17 protein-coding genes are annotated in these 15,259 nt (G+C 66.5%); 7 read left to right on the plus strand and 10 right to left on the minus strand.

Features of this window, described 5'->3' with window-relative positions:
* Nucleotides 1–42 precede the first annotated feature (42 nt).
* Both ACQCSU_RS00635 and ACQCSU_RS00640 read left to right on the plus strand, forming a co-directional pair.
* Nucleotides 43–1,038 carry a pirin family protein gene (locus ACQCSU_RS00635; protein WP_426977649.1) on the plus strand — a complete coding sequence of 332 codons (996 nt, stop codon included), beginning with the start codon at nucleotides 43–45 and terminating at the stop codon, nucleotides 1,036–1,038.
* 31 nt (nucleotides 1,039–1,069) lie between these two features.
* Nucleotides 1,070–1,417: a GNAT family N-acetyltransferase gene (locus ACQCSU_RS00640; RefSeq protein WP_426977651.1), complete on the plus strand. Its 348-nt coding sequence runs from the start codon at nucleotides 1,070–1,072 to the stop codon at nucleotides 1,415–1,417.
* 9 nt (nucleotides 1,418–1,426) lie between these two features.
* Here ACQCSU_RS00640 and ACQCSU_RS00645 read toward each other — a convergent pair whose 3' ends face one another.
* From ACQCSU_RS00645 to ACQCSU_RS00665, 5 genes are all read right to left on the minus strand, one after another.
* Complete coding sequence (locus tag ACQCSU_RS00645; RefSeq protein ID WP_426977653.1) at nucleotides 1,427–2,092, minus strand: TMEM175 family protein; 666 nt, start codon at nucleotides 2,090–2,092, stop codon at nucleotides 1,427–1,429.
* Nucleotides 2,093–2,126: 34 nt separating this feature from the next.
* On the minus strand, nucleotides 2,127–2,876 hold the full coding sequence (locus tag ACQCSU_RS00650; protein WP_426977655.1) for a CDP-alcohol phosphatidyltransferase family protein: 750 nt from the start codon (nucleotides 2,874–2,876) through the stop codon (nucleotides 2,127–2,129).
* A gap of 93 nt (nucleotides 2,877–2,969) precedes the next feature.
* Nucleotides 2,970–3,440, minus strand: coding sequence for a hypothetical protein (locus ACQCSU_RS00655; RefSeq protein ID WP_426977656.1), 471 nt, complete (start codon nucleotides 3,438–3,440; stop codon nucleotides 2,970–2,972).
* Nucleotides 3,437–3,853, minus strand: a complete 417-nt coding sequence (locus ACQCSU_RS00660) for a cupredoxin domain-containing protein (protein WP_426977657.1) — start codon at nucleotides 3,851–3,853, stop codon at nucleotides 3,437–3,439. Before ACQCSU_RS00660 ends, ACQCSU_RS00655 begins: the two co-directional genes overlap by 4 nt.
* A gap of 248 nt (nucleotides 3,854–4,101) precedes the next feature.
* A complete protein-coding gene (locus ACQCSU_RS00665) occupies nucleotides 4,102–4,404 on the minus strand; it encodes a DUF4193 domain-containing protein (protein WP_354248109.1) in 303 nt (100 codons plus the stop codon).
* Between the two features lie 623 nt (nucleotides 4,405–5,027).
* Between ACQCSU_RS00665 and ACQCSU_RS00670 the strand changes: the two genes are divergently transcribed.
* The gene (locus ACQCSU_RS00670) at nucleotides 5,028–5,294 is read left to right on the plus strand and encodes a hypothetical protein (protein ID WP_426977658.1); all 267 of its coding nucleotides are present in this window, start codon (nucleotides 5,028–5,030) and stop codon (nucleotides 5,292–5,294) included.
* A 98-nt stretch (nucleotides 5,295–5,392) separates the two neighbouring features.
* Here ACQCSU_RS00670 and ACQCSU_RS00675 read toward each other — a convergent pair whose 3' ends face one another.
* Together ACQCSU_RS00675 and ACQCSU_RS00680 are read right to left on the minus strand one after the other, a co-directional pair.
* Nucleotides 5,393–7,285 (minus strand): transketolase, encoded by a 1,893-nt coding sequence (locus ACQCSU_RS00675; RefSeq protein ID WP_426977660.1) that lies wholly within the window; start codon nucleotides 7,283–7,285, stop codon nucleotides 5,393–5,395.
* A gap of 307 nt (nucleotides 7,286–7,592) precedes the next feature.
* A complete protein-coding gene (locus tag ACQCSU_RS00680; RefSeq protein ID WP_426977662.1) occupies nucleotides 7,593–7,970 on the minus strand; it encodes a hypothetical protein in 378 nt (125 codons plus the stop codon).
* A gap of 238 nt (nucleotides 7,971–8,208) precedes the next feature.
* Here ACQCSU_RS00680 and ACQCSU_RS00685 point away from each other — a divergent pair, with 238 nt between their 5' ends.
* A complete protein-coding gene (locus tag ACQCSU_RS00685) occupies nucleotides 8,209–8,919 on the plus strand; it encodes a response regulator transcription factor (RefSeq protein ID WP_426977664.1) in 711 nt (236 codons plus the stop codon).
* Here the strand turns inward: ACQCSU_RS00685 and ACQCSU_RS00690 are convergent.
* On the minus strand, nucleotides 8,867–10,348 hold the full coding sequence (locus tag ACQCSU_RS00690; RefSeq protein WP_426977666.1) for a sensor histidine kinase: 1,482 nt from the start codon (nucleotides 10,346–10,348) through the stop codon (nucleotides 8,867–8,869). The two genes, ACQCSU_RS00685 and ACQCSU_RS00690, sit on opposite strands and share 53 nt — an antisense overlap.
* Before the next feature lie 332 nt (nucleotides 10,349–10,680).
* On the minus strand, nucleotides 10,681–11,184 hold the full coding sequence (locus tag ACQCSU_RS00695) for an HtaA domain-containing protein (RefSeq protein WP_426977668.1): 504 nt from the start codon (nucleotides 11,182–11,184) through the stop codon (nucleotides 10,681–10,683).
* 195 nt (nucleotides 11,185–11,379) lie between these two features.
* Between ACQCSU_RS00695 and ACQCSU_RS00700 the strand changes: the two genes are divergently transcribed.
* The 3 genes from ACQCSU_RS00700 (at nucleotide 11,380) to ACQCSU_RS00710 (ending at nucleotide 14,551) form a co-directional block, all read left to right on the plus strand.
* Nucleotides 11,380–12,366, plus strand: a complete 987-nt coding sequence (locus ACQCSU_RS00700) for a S1C family serine protease (RefSeq protein ID WP_426977669.1) — start codon at nucleotides 11,380–11,382, stop codon at nucleotides 12,364–12,366.
* 918 nt (nucleotides 12,367–13,284) lie between these two features.
* Entirely contained in the window at nucleotides 13,285–14,052 is a 768-nt protein-coding gene (locus ACQCSU_RS00705) for an AfsR/SARP family transcriptional regulator (RefSeq protein WP_426977671.1), read from the plus strand.
* A gap of 184 nt (nucleotides 14,053–14,236) precedes the next feature.
* Nucleotides 14,237–14,551 carry a hypothetical protein gene (locus tag ACQCSU_RS00710; RefSeq protein WP_426977673.1) on the plus strand — a complete coding sequence of 105 codons (315 nt, stop codon included), beginning with the start codon at nucleotides 14,237–14,239 and terminating at the stop codon, nucleotides 14,549–14,551.
* Nucleotides 14,552–14,611: 60 nt separating this feature from the next.
* On the opposite strand, the gene ACQCSU_RS00715 is transcribed toward ACQCSU_RS00710, so the two are convergent.
* The gene (locus tag ACQCSU_RS00715) at nucleotides 14,612–15,232 is read right to left on the minus strand and encodes an L-threonylcarbamoyladenylate synthase (protein ID WP_426977674.1); all 621 of its coding nucleotides are present in this window, start codon (nucleotides 15,230–15,232) and stop codon (nucleotides 14,612–14,614) included.
* Nucleotides 15,233–15,259 lie beyond the last annotated feature (27 nt).

Here is a 15,259-nt window from a genome sequence, read left to right on the forward strand (position 1 = left end):
TGCCGCCTGTGTGGACCGGGCGGTAATCACTAGGCTGTCCTCATGAGCAATACCGAGGTTGCGCCTCAGGAAATCCTCTGCGAAGCCGACACGAGCTGGGCAGGGGTGGAAATACTGGTCCCGCGGGACGTCCCGCTGGGCGGGCCCCGGGCGATGGACGTCCGGCGGACCCTTCCCCAACGCCAGCGCAGCCTCATCGGCGCCTGGTGCTTCCTGGACCACTACGGCCCGGACCGCGTGGCCGAAAGCGGTGGGATGAGGGTTCCACGGCACCCTCACACCGGGCTGCAGACCGTCAGCTGGCTGTTCGCCGGCGAGATCGACCACCGCGACTCGGCGGGCTTCCACGCCGCCGTGCGGCCGGGCGAAGTCAACCTGATGACCGCCGGCCGCGGAATCAGCCACTCGGAGTTCTCCATGCCCGGCACCGATGTCCTGCACGGCGCGCAGCTCCGGATCGCCCTGCCGGACAGCGCCCGCCGCATGGAACCCACCTTCGAGCATTACCGCCCCGAGCCGATCAGGGGCGACGGCTCGGCACTGCGGGTCTTCCTGGGATCACTCGCCGGCTCAACCTCGCCGGTCACCACCCATACGCCCCTGCTGGGCGCGGAGATCGTCCTCGACGCCGGGGCGACGTTGTCGCTCCACATTGACCCGGGCTTCGAACACGGACTGCTGGTGGATGAGGGAACCCTCGGCCTGGACGGGCGCCCCGTCCCGAAGGACCACCTGTCCTACCTGCCGACCGGACGCGCATCGCTGACACTGACCGCCGGCCCGGAACCGCTGCGCGTCCTGATGATCGGCGGCCAACCGCTGGGCGAAAAAATCGTGATGTGGTGGAATTTCGTGGGCCGAAGCCACGAGGAAATCGTCGGGTACCGGGCCCAATGGCAGGCCGAGATCGGCGCCGAAATCCGGGCCGAAGCCGGCGGGGGAGACGAACGCCCGCGCTTCGGCGCCTTCCCCGCCGGGGAACCCGCACCGCTGCCGGCCCCGGTTCTGCCGGCCACCCGCATGCGCCCCCGCGGCTGACCGACCCCACGCGACGAGAAGCGAGAGAGCGATGAGCCCGATCATCATCCGCCAGAATCCGGAGCGCAGCCGCTTTGAAGTGCTCGACGCCGGCACCGTGATCGGGCGGGCATACTATGTGGATCGCGAGGACGACGGGCTGCGGATCTTTTATCACACCGTCATTGATGACGAATATTCGGGCAGGGGCCTCGCGGGCAGGCTGGCAGCCCAAGCCCTCAACGAGACCGTGGCTGCCGGCCTCACGATCGTCCCTGTCTGCCCGTACATCAAGAAGTATCTCGAAAAACACCCCGGCTACTCGGCAAATGTTAAGAGGCCGAACCCTGCCATCCGGGAGTTTCTGGGCGGGTACCTGGCGCAGCGCACCGGGCGCTGAGCAGGGCCGCTAGCCCCTGGATTCAGGGCTGCTGGAATCGGGGCTGTTGGGTTCGGGGCTGGTGGGTTCGGGGCTGGTGGATTGCCCGTGGGGCTCAGAGCCGTGTGTGAGGAAGCGCTCGACGCGGCGGTCCGGGATGAGCCACATTGCCGCCACGCCTGAGTACACGCCGAGGCCCAGGGCGGGGTGTACGAGGCTGAGGCCCATTCCCAGAAGATAGAGGATAGGGGAGCCCTTCCCCTTCCAGTCCCTGCCCAGAGCTACGTCGAGGGGGCCGCCCCGTCCCTGCCGGCGGATCAGTGCTGACTTGAGAACGTAGAAGGCGATGGCGGCGAGGAGCAGATTCAGTCCGTACACCAGCACCGGGACCTCCGCCAGGTCCGCGCTGTTCATCCAGCGGGTGGTGAAAGGGAACAGCGACAACCAGAACAGCAGATGCAGGTTGGCCCAGAGTATCCCGCCGCTGATCCTTCCGGCCAGGTGAAGCATGTGGTGGTGGTTGTTCCAGTAGATCCCCACGTAGACAAAGCTCAGTACATAGCTGAGGAGTGTCGGCATCTCCTCGAGGAGCGCGTGCCAGGTCGGTTCCGCGGGGACGTGGAGCTCCAGGACCATGATGGTGATGATGATGGCCAGCACGCCGTCGCTGAAGGCCTCGAGCCGGTTCTTGTTCATCAGGTGGCTTTCATCGAGCGTATGTGCGAGGAGTCTATGCCCGGGGAACGACGGCGGCCAGATCGTCGCGGCGCAGCCGTTCCAGTTCAACGATGTCGCGGCCGAAGGAAAAGCCGAGCAACATGAAGGCTACCGCGACCGCTGTCCTGCCCAGGGCAGGCGGGACACCGGGGATCAGGGCCAACAGCAGCGCGGCTGGCTGGAAGGCACCGATGACTTTGCGGGCCATATTCGGTGGCAGGGGTTCCCTCAGCGACGGCCGGAACCAGCCGGCGGCGAGGAAGGCGTAGTACATGAGCCCGAGGCCCAGGGTCCAGGGGCCGGTGGTTCCCGCGGTGGCGCAGGAGAGCACGAGGACGAGGGCGCCGTCGGTGTCTGTATCCAGGCGCGAACCCGCCGCGGACGCGGTGCCGGTGAACCGGGCTACCCGCCCGTCGACGGCGTCGAGCAGAAAAGCGGTAGTGCCGAGCACGGCGATGATGCCGCCCGGAACGGAACCGGCCATCAATCCGGCGACGGTCAGTGCCGCGCAGCATGCCACCAGCACGGCCCGGACCAGCGTGACGCGGTCCGCGGGGGTGCACAGCGGGGGATCGCGACGGAGAACGGACGCGGCCGCGCCCCCGATCACGCCCGCGCCGGCGGCAAGGCCGGCGGCGAGGGTCAGGTGCTGCGGAGCGGCGTCGGGGAGGGTGGTCACGCAGAGCCAGGTGCCGGCGGCCAGGAATGCACCCATCGCAGCCGTCACGTCAGCCACCGCCCGATGCGCCGTCCTGCCGTCCATGAACCACCTCGCCGCCATGTTAGCAAGAAGCGCAGGCCCCTGCTTCAGCACGCCGGCGGGACACGCCGGGACACTGTGGCTCCGCTGGCGGAGTCAGGCCGTCGGCCGCGGGGCGCGGGTCCCGTCAGCGCGCACGGTCCGTCCGGCCCGGATGAATCCAATGCCGGCCAGCACTGCCCCGGCCGCTTCAGCCACCGCGCTGAGTGACTTTTCGAAGAACCAGGTGGGGTCGTACATGGCGGGGAACGGTCCGAACGCCGGGATGTCGACATAGCGGTACAGGACCACGGCCGCAAAGGCACTCAGGGCCACCAGCAGGGCTACCGAATAGGCTGCCCGGCTCCCGCGCAGCAGGACGTACAGCGCGGCCAGAATGGCCGCGGCGGCCTCGAGCAGGAAGAGGGTGCCCTGGCCGATTCCGGCCGAACTCCCGGCCTGGTAGCCGGGTGCCACGTGAATATGGACGCCCGCGTCGATGACGAGGGCGAGGGCGATCAGCCCCCGCAGGGGCAGGTCGTTTCCCCGTACTCGGGCGGCACTGCCGGTCCTACTTGGCGCGCTCACTTGACCGTCAGCGTCCCGTGCATGGCCGGATGGAAGGTGCAGTGGTAGGCGTAGCTTCCAGGCTGCATTGGGGCGGTAAAGGTGCCGGCCCCGCCGCTGCCCTTGACGTCCACATCAAACGCGGACCCCTCGTCTGCCGTCACCGTATGCGCGGCGCTGTCCATATTGGTAACCGCCACCGTGGCACCCGGGGAGACGGTGACCGGCGCGCCGTACCCGAAGTCCTTGATGGTGATGGACACCGCCGCATTCGCCGGACTGCCCGTGCCCTGGCTCACCGTTGCGGTGGCACCCGGGGGCGCCGACGACGCCGGGGCCGGGCTCCCGCCACCGCCGGCGCAACCTGCTGTGCCGGCCAGGATCAGGGCCAGCACCGGGACCAGCAAGCCAGCCCGGACCTTGCGAGTATTCATGGCGCACCATCCGCTGCGGTGGAATGACAGTTACAGGAGGACTTACTACGCTCCATTGTGCGCCCGCCGCGACGAAATAGCACCGGAGTTCCGATGTTGTCCGGCCGGGTCGGCGGGGACGACCTCGCTTTCAGTCGCCTCCGGCCATGTGCCGGCGGGCGCCGCATCATCAAAGAAGAGGAGCCTATCGAACCGCGCCGCGCACAGCATGCCCGGCGCGGTCCTGGCGCCATTTTGAAGCGGTCAGGCTAGCTGAGGCAGTCTGCGCAGTACGCGTGACCCGCTTTTTCGCGCGCGAGCTGTGAGCGGTGCCGGACGAGGAAGCATGAGTAGCAGGTGAACTCGTCTTCCTTCTGCGGGATGACCGTGACGGTCAGTTCCTCGCCTGAGAGGTCGGCGCCGGGCAGTTCCACACCCTCTGAGGTGTCGGCCTCATCGAGGTCACGGGCTACGCTGCGTGCATCCGGAGCATTTGCAGAGCGAAGGGCCTCCAGAGAGGCGTTGCGTGATTCCGCGACGTCGGATCGTACTTCGTCATAATCGGTTGCCACCTGGTTGATACTCGATTCTGTTGTTCGGGGTTTCCCGGGATTGAACCGTACAGCATCCAACCGTTAATTAGCTGGCTGTATTGGGCGTCCGTGCAGTGACCCTCGCGACACCGGCTGCCGGGACAGGATTGCCAGCCCTGCCAAGTCTCCTGACACTATCCCCACCGGAGGCCTATTCTACCGGTACTTCACTGCGCCGAAGCAGTGACGGGAGGTTGTGGAAGGTCGCGGTCACCGTGGTCAAGCTACCGTTCGGGTATTCCGAGAATGCCCACGAGACTACTCCAAAGGCCCACGAGCACCGAACGACTGCGTGGCTGAAAAGGGAGAGCCAGAGGACCAGCCAGAGGATGGGCGGATTGTTCATCGGCTCCCATGAGGCTCCCTTGCCGCCAAGCGTGACGTGTCTCCAGGGGCATGAGGTCCGCTCCGACGAAACCACATGCGACCACGGGCACCCTGTCGGCTGACAGCGCTGCGCGGGAGCGCTGAGGCTTTCTTTGCCACGGTCCCAATTGTGACATCCTGCTCTGTTCGCTGATCGTCGCCCGGATTTCACGTGCCGTTAATTCTGGAGTCTTAGGCTGGATTCCTGAAGCACCATCCGCCAGAAGGGATTCATCATGGCCGACATTGCTGCGGTGCTGGGACGGCTCACACCTGAGGAACTGGACGGACTCCGATCCCTCGGCCCCCGAGGGCACCTGAGCAGGCAGCTCACCGATGCCTTGGACCGTGCGGCCGGCGGCCCGGGTGCGGGACGCGGCTACTACGTTCCGAGCGGCAGCGTGAGTCCCACCGGCGGACCCCATCTTGTCCTGCGCAGCGACGTCTCCGGCTGGCTTTTCGGAGCCGCATCGCAGCTACCGCTGAAGGAACCTCCCAGCTGAGGGTTCCTCCCGTTAGGCCGCTGCGCCGCGCCTCGGGTTGGGCGAACAGGAGACCGCAGGATCGCTGGCCCTTCAGTGTGGAGGTGGGCGATTCCAGGTCAGGCGCCGATCAGGCTGCGGGCTGCGGCAACGATGTGGTGTGCGGAGATGCCGGCGGCGTCGAGCAGGTCCTGGGGTTCTCCGGAGGTGGGCAGCCCCTTCACTGCGAGCAATGCGATGTGGAGTTCTGGGGTGTTTGTGCTGGCGAGGGCTTCGAGTACGGCTGAGCCGATGCCGCCTTCGGGGTAGTGGTCTTCGGCGACGACGATCCTGCCCCCGGTCTCGAGGCAGGTCCGGCGCAGGGTGTCGACGTCGATGGGTTTGATGGAGTAGAGGTCGATGACGCGGGCCTTGATTCCGGCGTCGGCCAGGTGCCCGGCGGCGGTGAGGCATTCGTGCAGGGTCACGCCGGCGCCGATGAGTGCCACCTCGTCGTCGGGGCCGGCGTTGTGGATTTTGCACCCGCCGAGCGGGAACGTCTCGTCGGGCCCGTAGATCACCGGGTAGGCTCCGCGGGTGGCGCGCAGGTAGGAGATTCCGGCGGTGTCGGCCATGGTGTGAACGAGCCGGGCGGTGGCGGGGGCGTCGGCCGGATACAGCACGGTGGAGGTGTGCACGGCGCGCATGGCGGCAATGTCCTCCAGCGCCATTTGCGAGGGGCCGTCCTGGCCGATTTCGACGCCGGCGTGGGTGCCGACGAGCCGGATGCTGGCCTCCGATACTCCTGCCATCCGGATGAAGTCGAAGGGCCGCGAAATCAGGAAGGCGGCGAAACTTGAGGCGAAGGCCACGTAGCCGCGGACCGAGAGCCCCACGGCGGAGGCGATGAGCTGCTGTTCGGCGATGAACATTTCGAAGTATCGTTCCGGGGCGGCGTTTTTGAATTCTCCGGCGTGGGTCGAGTTTCCCACTTCGCCGTCCAGAACGACGACTTCGGGGCGGGCGGCCAGCGCGGACACGGCGGCGCCAAAGGCGGCCCGGGTCGCCACCTTGTCGCCCACCTCCCAGCGGGGCAGGGTGACCGCAGCCTGGGGGTCGGGTGTGATCGCGGGTGTGCCGGGTTCGGGGAGAGCCGTGGTGATCTGCAGGCTGCCGGGCCCGCCGAGGCCGGCCACGGCGCGTTCGGCCATATCCGGGGGGAGGGCTTTGCCGTGCCAGCCGTTTTTGTCCTCCACTTCGGGCACACCCTTGCCCTTGATGGTTTTGGCCAGAATGACCGTCGGTTGGTCGGGATCGGACCGCGCCCGGGTGAGCGCCTCATCGATGGCGGCAAGGTCGTGGCCGTCGATGACAAGGGCGTGGGCGCCGAAGGCCTCCACACGCCTGGCGTAGCGGTCCATGTCCCATTGGAGTTCGGTGGGCCCGTCCTGTCCGAGCCGGTTGACGTCCACGACGGCGGTGAGGTTGCCGAGCCTGTAGTAGGCGGCCTTGTCCAGGGCTTCCCAGATGGAGCCTTCGGCCAGTTCGCTGTCCCCGCACAGCACCCACGTGTGATAGGGCAGCCGGTCCAGGTACCGTCCGGCCAGGCATACTCCCACCGCGTCAGGAAGTCCCTGGCCCAGCGATCCGGTGGCCACATCGACCCAGGGGAGGGCGGGCGTGGGGTGGCCTTCGAGCCGGCTGCCGAACTGCCGGTAGGTATTGATCAGTTCGTCCTCCCCGACCACGCCGACGGCCCGGTACATGGAGTACAGCAGCGGGGAGGCATGGCCCTTGGAAAAAATGAGGTGGTCATTGTTAGGCAGTGACGGCCGGTCCCAGTCGTAGCGGAGGTGCCGCTCGAGCAGGACGGCCATGAGATCCGCAGCCGACAGTGACGAGGTGGGGTGTCCGGATCCGGCCCGGGTGCTGCACCGAATGGAGTCCACCCGCAGCTGTGTGGCCAGCGTGCTGATGACACCGGCCTGTCCTGTGGTCATCGGCACCGGGGTTTGTCGCTGATGATCGGTCATGTCAAGTGCCTTTCATGCGCTGGAGACTCGTCCTGTCCGGGCCGGTCTACCCCTGCCATGCCCGCACTTTTCGGAGTTCCGGAAGATTCACCTGGGAACAGCCCCCAAAGGCTCGGAGCACTTGTGCGGTCGACTTATAGGCCGGTGAACCGTTCAAACGTGTCTTCGGTGCCGCGGCCTGTCCTGAGCCGGGTATTACACCCGTACAGCCGCCGGCGGCGACCGGAACCAAGACCCGCGCACCGGCCACACCGATCTGTCGGCCCCAGTCAGCCCGTCGTTCTTCCCCAACAGACCTGATGCGGGGTTACTCCTTGTCGGTTCCGGCCTTGCGTTTGGGATCCACCGTTCCGCCCTTACCGTAGTCACCCTCGGAGTACTGGCCGATTTCCGACTCGGCGGTACGGCCCGGAACCATCCCGGCATCGCCGACGTCGCCCTTAACATAGCGCCCGGACTCCTTGGCCTTGTCGCCCAGCGGTTCGGGCACACCGCCCTCGCTGCCAGCCGCACCGTAATCACCTTCGATGTACTGGCCTTCCTCATCGTCCGTGTGGCGGCCGCCCTGCCTGCCGGCCTTGCCGTAGCTGCCTTCGACATACCTGCCCCGGAGCTCGGGTTCCTCGCGATTTTCCGCACCGCCCGCGTCCTCCGCGGGCTCTTCGAACTTGCTGCTGTCGGTCATGATCTTGCCTTTCCCGCGACGAACTGATGCGTCTGCTCCGGCGCATTTCAAGTCTAGCGAGGGCAGCTGCGCCGCAACAGGGCAACCGCGTCAGTACGGACGGCCGGCCTCGACCTCCCCGACCTTGTCGTGGACGGCTGCATAGTGAAGAGGGCGACGGCGTAAGGGTGTAACGCCGTCGCCGCACCTATGCTGGTACCCGGGGCGCCATACTGTCTCTCAGGAGAGGAGGCGGGCAATGAGGATCCTGCTGGTCGAGGACGAGAAGGTGCTGGCCGACACGGTGCGCCGCGGACTGTCGAATGAGGGCTTCGTCGTGGACGTCACCCACGACGGCGTCAGCGGGCTGTCAGCCGCGACGGAGAACGCCTACGACGTGATCCTGCTCGATCTTATGCTGCCGCTCAAGAACGGCTATGACGTCCTGCGCGAACTGCGGCAGCGCCGGATCTGGACTCCGGTGCTGATGCTGACGGCGAAGGACGGCGAGTACGACCAAACCGATGCCTTCGACCTGGGTGCCGATGACTATCTGACCAAACCGTTCAGTTTCCTGGTGCTGGTCGCCCGGATCAGGGCATTGATCCGCAGGGGAGCGCCGGAGCGGCCTGTCGTCCTGACGCTCGGGACCCTGACGATGGACCCGGTCAACCGCCGTGTCCGGCGGGGCGAAACGCTCATCAGCCTCACGCCAAGGGAGTATGGGCTCCTGCACTACCTCATGCGCCGCCATGACCAGATCGTGTCAAAGGCGGACATTCTCGACAACGTCTGGGATTCTGCCTTCGAAGGCAGAGACAACGTCGTGGAGGTCTACATCGGTTACCTGAGGCGGAAGATCGATGCCCCGTTCGGCGTCCAGACCCTGGCCACGGTGCGCGGCATGGGCTACCTGCTCAGCGCCGACCGGATCCCTGAGTCCGCGTCCGCACCACCGCCCCGGGAGTGACCGGAGCAGGAGCCGAGGGGTCCGCTTGCGGGAAGAGAATTTCAAAGCGGCATTCTCCAGTGGGGCTCTCCGTGGCACGGATGGAGCCGTGGTGCGCCGCCATGATGCCGGCGGCTATGGCCAGGCCGAGGCCGCTGCCGCCGCCCTCCCGGGACCGGCTTTCATCCAGCCGGACAAACCGCTCGAAGATCCGTTGCCGGTCCGCTTCAGCTACCGGCTCTCCGTCATTGTCGACCCACACCACGGCCCCGTCGCCGTCGGAGTGCAGGCTGATCCGGATCCGGGACACGGCATGCCGGTCCGCGTTGTCCAGTACGTTCCGCAGCACCTGCGCCAGCCGCCGGGCATCGCCCTGGATCCGGACGGGAGTGAGATTGGCCGTGACCTTGTGCCGGCTGACCGCGCGCAGCCGGCGGACTTCCTGATCCACCACATCGTCAAGGTCCACATCGGCGTCCTCCGGAGCGAGGCCGCCGTCGTTCGTCCGGGCCAGGGTCAGCAGGTCATCCACCAGGTAGCGCATCCGGACAGTTTCGCCAGCCAGATCATCCTTCAGTTGAAGCCACATCGCGCCGGACGGATCCGACGCCGCGATCTCCACGCCGGCGCTCAGGGTCGCAAGGGGACTGCGCAGCTCGTGGCTGGCGTCGGAGACGAACTGCCGCTGCTCACGGTCCGAGGCCTGCAGACGGTCCAGCATGGTGTTCATGGTCAGCGCGAGGGCCTCAAGCTCGTCCCTTGTGGGCGGGACGTCGACGCGACCGTCCAGGCGTTGGGCGTTGATCCGGGCCACCTGCCCCCGGATTCTTTCAACCTGGCGGAGCGATCGACCAACCAGAAGCCACACGGAAACAGCCACGACGGCCAGCAGCGGTGGCGTCGCCCCCAACATGAGCCACGCCACCGTGGAGACGGTGTCCGCTTGGACCTGCACGGACGAGGCGACGACGACCACCACTTCCTGGCTGCCCACCCGCGCGCCGGTCGCGACTATGTGGAAGTCGTCGTCGTTGCCGATGTTCGGCAGGCTGGAGACGTCCTGGATCACCGTGTGGCCGGGTGCTGGCCGAAGTGCCGACAAGGGCTGGTCGACGGCCTTGGGCTCCGAGCCGGCCAGCACAGTACCGGCGGCATCGACGAGCTGCACGTACTGGCCAGCGTATCCGGTTGAAGTGACGTATTCGATCGCGTCCTCGATGTCCTGGTCCACAGCCAGTTGTGCGATGACATCCTGGGTTTTCTGCCGTGCCGCCGACTCCGTCGCGGCGGTCAGGGTCGTCTCCAGCAGCGCGAGTAGGACCAGCCCGCCGACCAGCAGCGCCATGGCCACGACGGCGACGGCGGCCGCGGTGGACCGCTTGCGCACTCCCCAGCGGGTCCGGCGACGGCGGGAGCGGCTGGCCCTGGAATCGGACGGGACCTGTTCCATGTTCCAAGAATGGGGCAACCGAGCGCCCCGGACAACCACAAGCCAACTTTTCTCCGGGCCCGGCGCCCCGGGATGCGACTTCTCAGCGTCCTCTCAGGTGCTTTGAGGGACAGTGGGAGCAGGACGAAATTCAATAGGGGAGGGACGGGGAAGGACCCGCTCCCGAACCACCGCCCGGGCCACGAGCCGCGGGCCCCGACAGGCTACCGGCCGCACGCTCTCCTCAACCAGTGTGCGGCCGGTCATCGTGTGCAGTTGCTGCAAATCAGGCAGCCGGTCCCGGCCACCCCCGCGGTGCTGGAACGGACCGAAATCATCCTCTGGACGTACCCTTATGCGGCGACCCGGATGAACAGCGGGTCCATCGGCTGCCCGGAGGCGTACTGGCCGTCGAAGAGTTCCGATCCTTCGGGCGAAATCACGACGTCAACGTGTTCCCAGAAGAGCGACCCGCCCACGTTCCTGGGCGCCCCGGACCGCAGTAGTGCCACTGCGGTGCGGTCCTGCCCGTCGTCGTCGCCCGTACTGATGGAGAGGATCCCGCGTCCGCCGGTGAATGCTATCCACGGGTCCAGCAGCCGGACAAACATCATGCCATGGTGGCCGGCGAGACGGACGTCGCCCCTGAATCGCAGGATGCCGGTGCCACGGACGGCGTCGTAGTCGGCAGCGCCGGGGGCGAAGCGGAACAGACCGGCTTCGTCAACGGTTGCGCCGTTGACCGCCGATACCGCGCCGTCCGGCAGGCTGTTGATGTAGTCGATGAAGCTGCGTTTGATGCCCCAGCTAAGGCCCAGCGGGGGCAGCGGATCGGGCGAAGCGGTCGCTGGACTCACGAAGTTCTCCTGTGGCTGAGAGGCTGGTCTGCTTCTGAGCCTAGCGGCGGATCGCCGGGTGCATGAACTGCTGGCCTTCGACCGCGACGCGCCGCGTAGTCCGCAGCGGATTTCTCTGACGGCGTACGGTGCCCAGGACTATGGGCACGGTGCCGGTGGTTGACTTAGATAAGCACGAGTCACGGGAGGTGCGCCGTGGCAACTGCGATCAGAAGGGTTGGTCCTGGACCGGAGGCGTCCGAGGACCCGCTGGATTCCTATTCAGCGACCGTGGTCCGGGTGGCCGCGACCGTCACTCCGCACGTTGCCGCGATCGAAATGACCGGCAACGGACGCGGTGGCAGGTTCCGGGTGGGGGCCGGCTCGGCCGTCCTGTTCACCTCCGACGGTTTTCTCGTCACAAACGCCCACGTGGTGGCCGGCACCCAGGGCGGACACGCTGTTTTTGCCGACGGTACCCGGACGGCCGTGGACGTAGTGGGCGCCGATCCGCTCTCGGATCTCGCCGTCGTCCATGGCAAGGCCCCCACTGCAGCGCCAGCAGAGTTGGGCGACGCGGAGACGCTCAGGGTCGGGCAATTGGTCATCGCCGTAGGCAATCCGCTCGGACTGTCGGGCTCGGTGACGGCCGGCGTGGTCAGCGGGCTGGGCCGTTCCATTCCGGTGTGGTCCGGGCGCAACCGTCGCATGATCGAGGATGTTATCCAGACCGATGCCGCACTGAACGCGGGCAGCTCCGGTGGCGCGCTCGCGGACGCCCGGGGTCGGATCGTCGGCATCAATACCGCCGTGGCCGGCGCCGGACTTGGCCTGGCGGTCCCGGTCAACGCCACCTCGCGCAGGATCATCGCCTCGCTGCTCAAGGACGGGCGGGTCAGGCGCGCCTACCTCGGCCTCGTCAACACGCCTGTCCGGCTGCAGGCCAGCGCCGTGGTCCGCACCGGGCGCAGGGAGGGCCTGCTCGTCGTCGAAGTCCTCACGGGGTCACCCGCCGAGCGTGCCGGACTCCGTGCCGGAGACATCCTCCTGAGCGTCGGCCTGAAAGCCGTCTCGAACGCCGAGAGCCTGCAGAAGCTGCTCTTCGCGGAGGCCATCGGGGCGCCGCTGGAGCTGGCGCTGATGCGCGATGGCACCGAAATGCGTGTCATTGCGGTTCCCGAGGAGATGACGGAAAAAAACTAAGCAGGAGGGAGGTCCGGTAATTGCGGCAAATTGCGGCCGTGGCGTCCCTGCAGTGGACAATTTGATGGCTTTGAATTCCTGCTTTGCTATTGGCGGCAATGGATGCAGGAAACTCCGCGGCGTTCACTCGCTGTCAGGCCGCTGCCGTGAAGGGTCCCCGGGCTCCGGCCCGACGCCCCACACGCATCCGCCCGCCACCGCGCCCCAGCCCTGCCGACGGATCAGACAGTGGGAACATAAGATGAGTTGCCCGTAGGTCGACTCGAGGGGGTCGGCGTCCGTGACCGACTCGAAAGCGCGGGCTGGAGCGTGCGTCATTCCAATACCTCGCACTCGCATGCACACCCGGACGCTCCGACCGTAGGAGCAGGAACTTCCGAAAATCTTGTGCTGCGGAAACCGGCAAGGACCCGCGCTTGACTCGGCTCGGCGGATGCCGGCGCCCACCCGCGCGCCTGGGCTGTCCGGTGTCCAGGAAGTACCGCCACTGGGTACCGGACACCTGCACTACGCACGAGATACTTGGAAAAACCTTTAAGCGATTACTTGGCCATACTTACCGTGGTACTCGACTTTCTCCGGGCGCCAAGTCGGGTAGCTTCGTTGCTTGTTGTGGCAGGTTGGGCGTGTCACGGTTTTCTTAGAAAGCCGGAAGGAACACAGTCTCGTCACTTCATTGTTCCGCGTTTATTCCGATCTTTCGAAGAGTGGTTGAGATCTTCACAGCTGGGGAAATCGGAGAACATCGTGGAAAATTCAGCGGGACCTTCACCGTCAATTTCTGTTCGTCTATTCGGAACCTTTGAAATACGCCGTAACGGTGCAACGCTCACAGCGACTGACCTGGGCGGATGCAAGCCGCGGCACATTCTGGAAATACTTCTGCTGAACCTGGGGACGCCGGTCTCGAAGACCCGCTTGATCGAAATTCTCTGGGGCGCGAGTGCCAGCGAAGGGGCCGTGGCCACCTTGGAAAGCTACGTCAGCGGCATCCGCCGGGCCATCCAGCCTGGGCAGACCAAGACGGGGCCGCTGCGGACCGCCAACAGTGGCTATGTGCTGGATCCGCAGCTCGTGGATCTGGACCTTTGGGACTTCCGGCAGCTGGTCCGTTCCGCCGGCCAGGCCTCGCCTGCCGACGCCTACCCCCTGTTGCTCAAGGCGCTGGAGGTGTCCGCCGAGCCGCTGCTGGGGTTCGAGCTCGTCGCCGATTGGGCCGACGAGGCAAGGACGCGCCATTCAGCCGAAAAGGTAGCGGCGCAAATCTTCGCAGCAGAAACCGCCGCAGTCCTGGACAAGACGGACGAGGCCATCCACTGGGCGCAGGCAGCCATCCGCTCCGAGCCGCTCAACGAAAGGGCCTGGACCGTCCTCGTGACGGCGTACGAACGGGCTGGGCTGCCGGTTGAAGGCCTGTCAGCGTATGACCGGTGCCGTCGCCTCTTCGACCACGATCTGGGATGTGCACCCGGCCCCGCCCTGCAGGCCGCACACCTGAGGCTCCTCCGCCAGCGCGCCGAAGGAAACGCCGAGCTCTCGGAAGTCCTGGCAGCGCTGCTCTACCTCGGCGAACGGCTCGATGGACCCAAGCGCCAGCCGCACGCTGCGGCGGAGTCCCGGCGGATGCACGAGAACGCCGGCAGGGTCCTTGATTCATTCCTGCAGCGGGTCCGCGCCGCCGTCTGACCCACGAACGCGCCGCCGTCTGACCCACGAACGCGCCGCCGTCTGACCCACGAACGCTGACCGCAGCACCTGCGCAGTTAGCTTGATCACGTGGCGTGCGTTCTTCGTAAATCCGGGCGTGTCTGGCCCCATACTTGGAAGGACCCCGGCGGACTTCCCCGACCGCCAGGCATGAGGAGGGTCGGTGAAAACCTTGAGAAACGTCGCCAACAACGAGTATTTCCTCGCGGCGAAAAATGTCGTCACCAACGAATACTTTCCCGCTGCGGCGGTGCTGTTCGGCGTGGTCCTGTTCTGGATCCTCGGACTGTTCGGCGGGTTGTCGCTGTTGAGCAGCAACCAGACACTCTTGACCACGCTCAGCTGGTTGCTGTTCGTCTACACTGCAGCGGTGCTCTCGCCCCTCGCGGGACTTCTGGCCGTCCTCGATTTGGCCCGCCGGTGGCGGCGGAACCGACAGCACGAAGCGGAGCATACCGGCGGCGAGGCCTCAGTCTAAGCGGCTGCCGCCAGCGGTTGCCGGACCGAGACCCGCCGCGCGTGCGGCCCCAAGGCAGGCCTATTCGAACCGGGAAGGGTCACCCATTCCGCGACGGACGATTTCCGCGGCGCCGCTGGAGTAGTCGATGACCGTCGTCGGCTCGGCCCCGCAGTCGCCGGAATCGATCACGGCGTCCACCACATGGTCCAGCCTCTCCTTGATCTCCCAGCCCTGGGTCAGCGGCTCTTCCTCGTCCGGCAGGAGCAGCGTGCTGGACAGCAGGGGTTCGCCGAGCTCGGTCAGCAGCGCCTGGACCACCCTGTTGTCCGGGATGCGCACGCCCACGGTCTTCTTCTTCGGGTGCAGCAGCCGCCGCGGAACCTCTTTGGTGGCAGGCAGGATGAAGGTGTAGCTACCCGGCGTGACGGCCTTGATGCTGCGGAACACGTCGTTGTCGATCTGGACCAACTGGCCCAGCTGCCCGAAGTCCTTGCAGACCAGTGTGAAGTGGTGCTTGCTATCGAGGTGGCGGATCATCCGGATCCGGTCCAGAGCGTCCTTGTTCCCCAACTGCGCGCCAAGGGCGTAACAGGAGTCCGTGGGATAGGCGATCAAGCCGCCGGAACGCACGATTTCAACCGCCTGCTGAACCGAACGCTGCTGGGGGTTTTCGGGGTGCACATCGAAGTATCTCGCCATGCCACGAGCTTACGCCCGGCCGCGGCC

This window comes from Pseudarthrobacter sp. O4, assembly GCF_050157025.1.
In the GTDB taxonomy this organism is placed as follows: Bacteria; Actinomycetota; Actinomycetes; order Actinomycetales; family Micrococcaceae; genus Arthrobacter.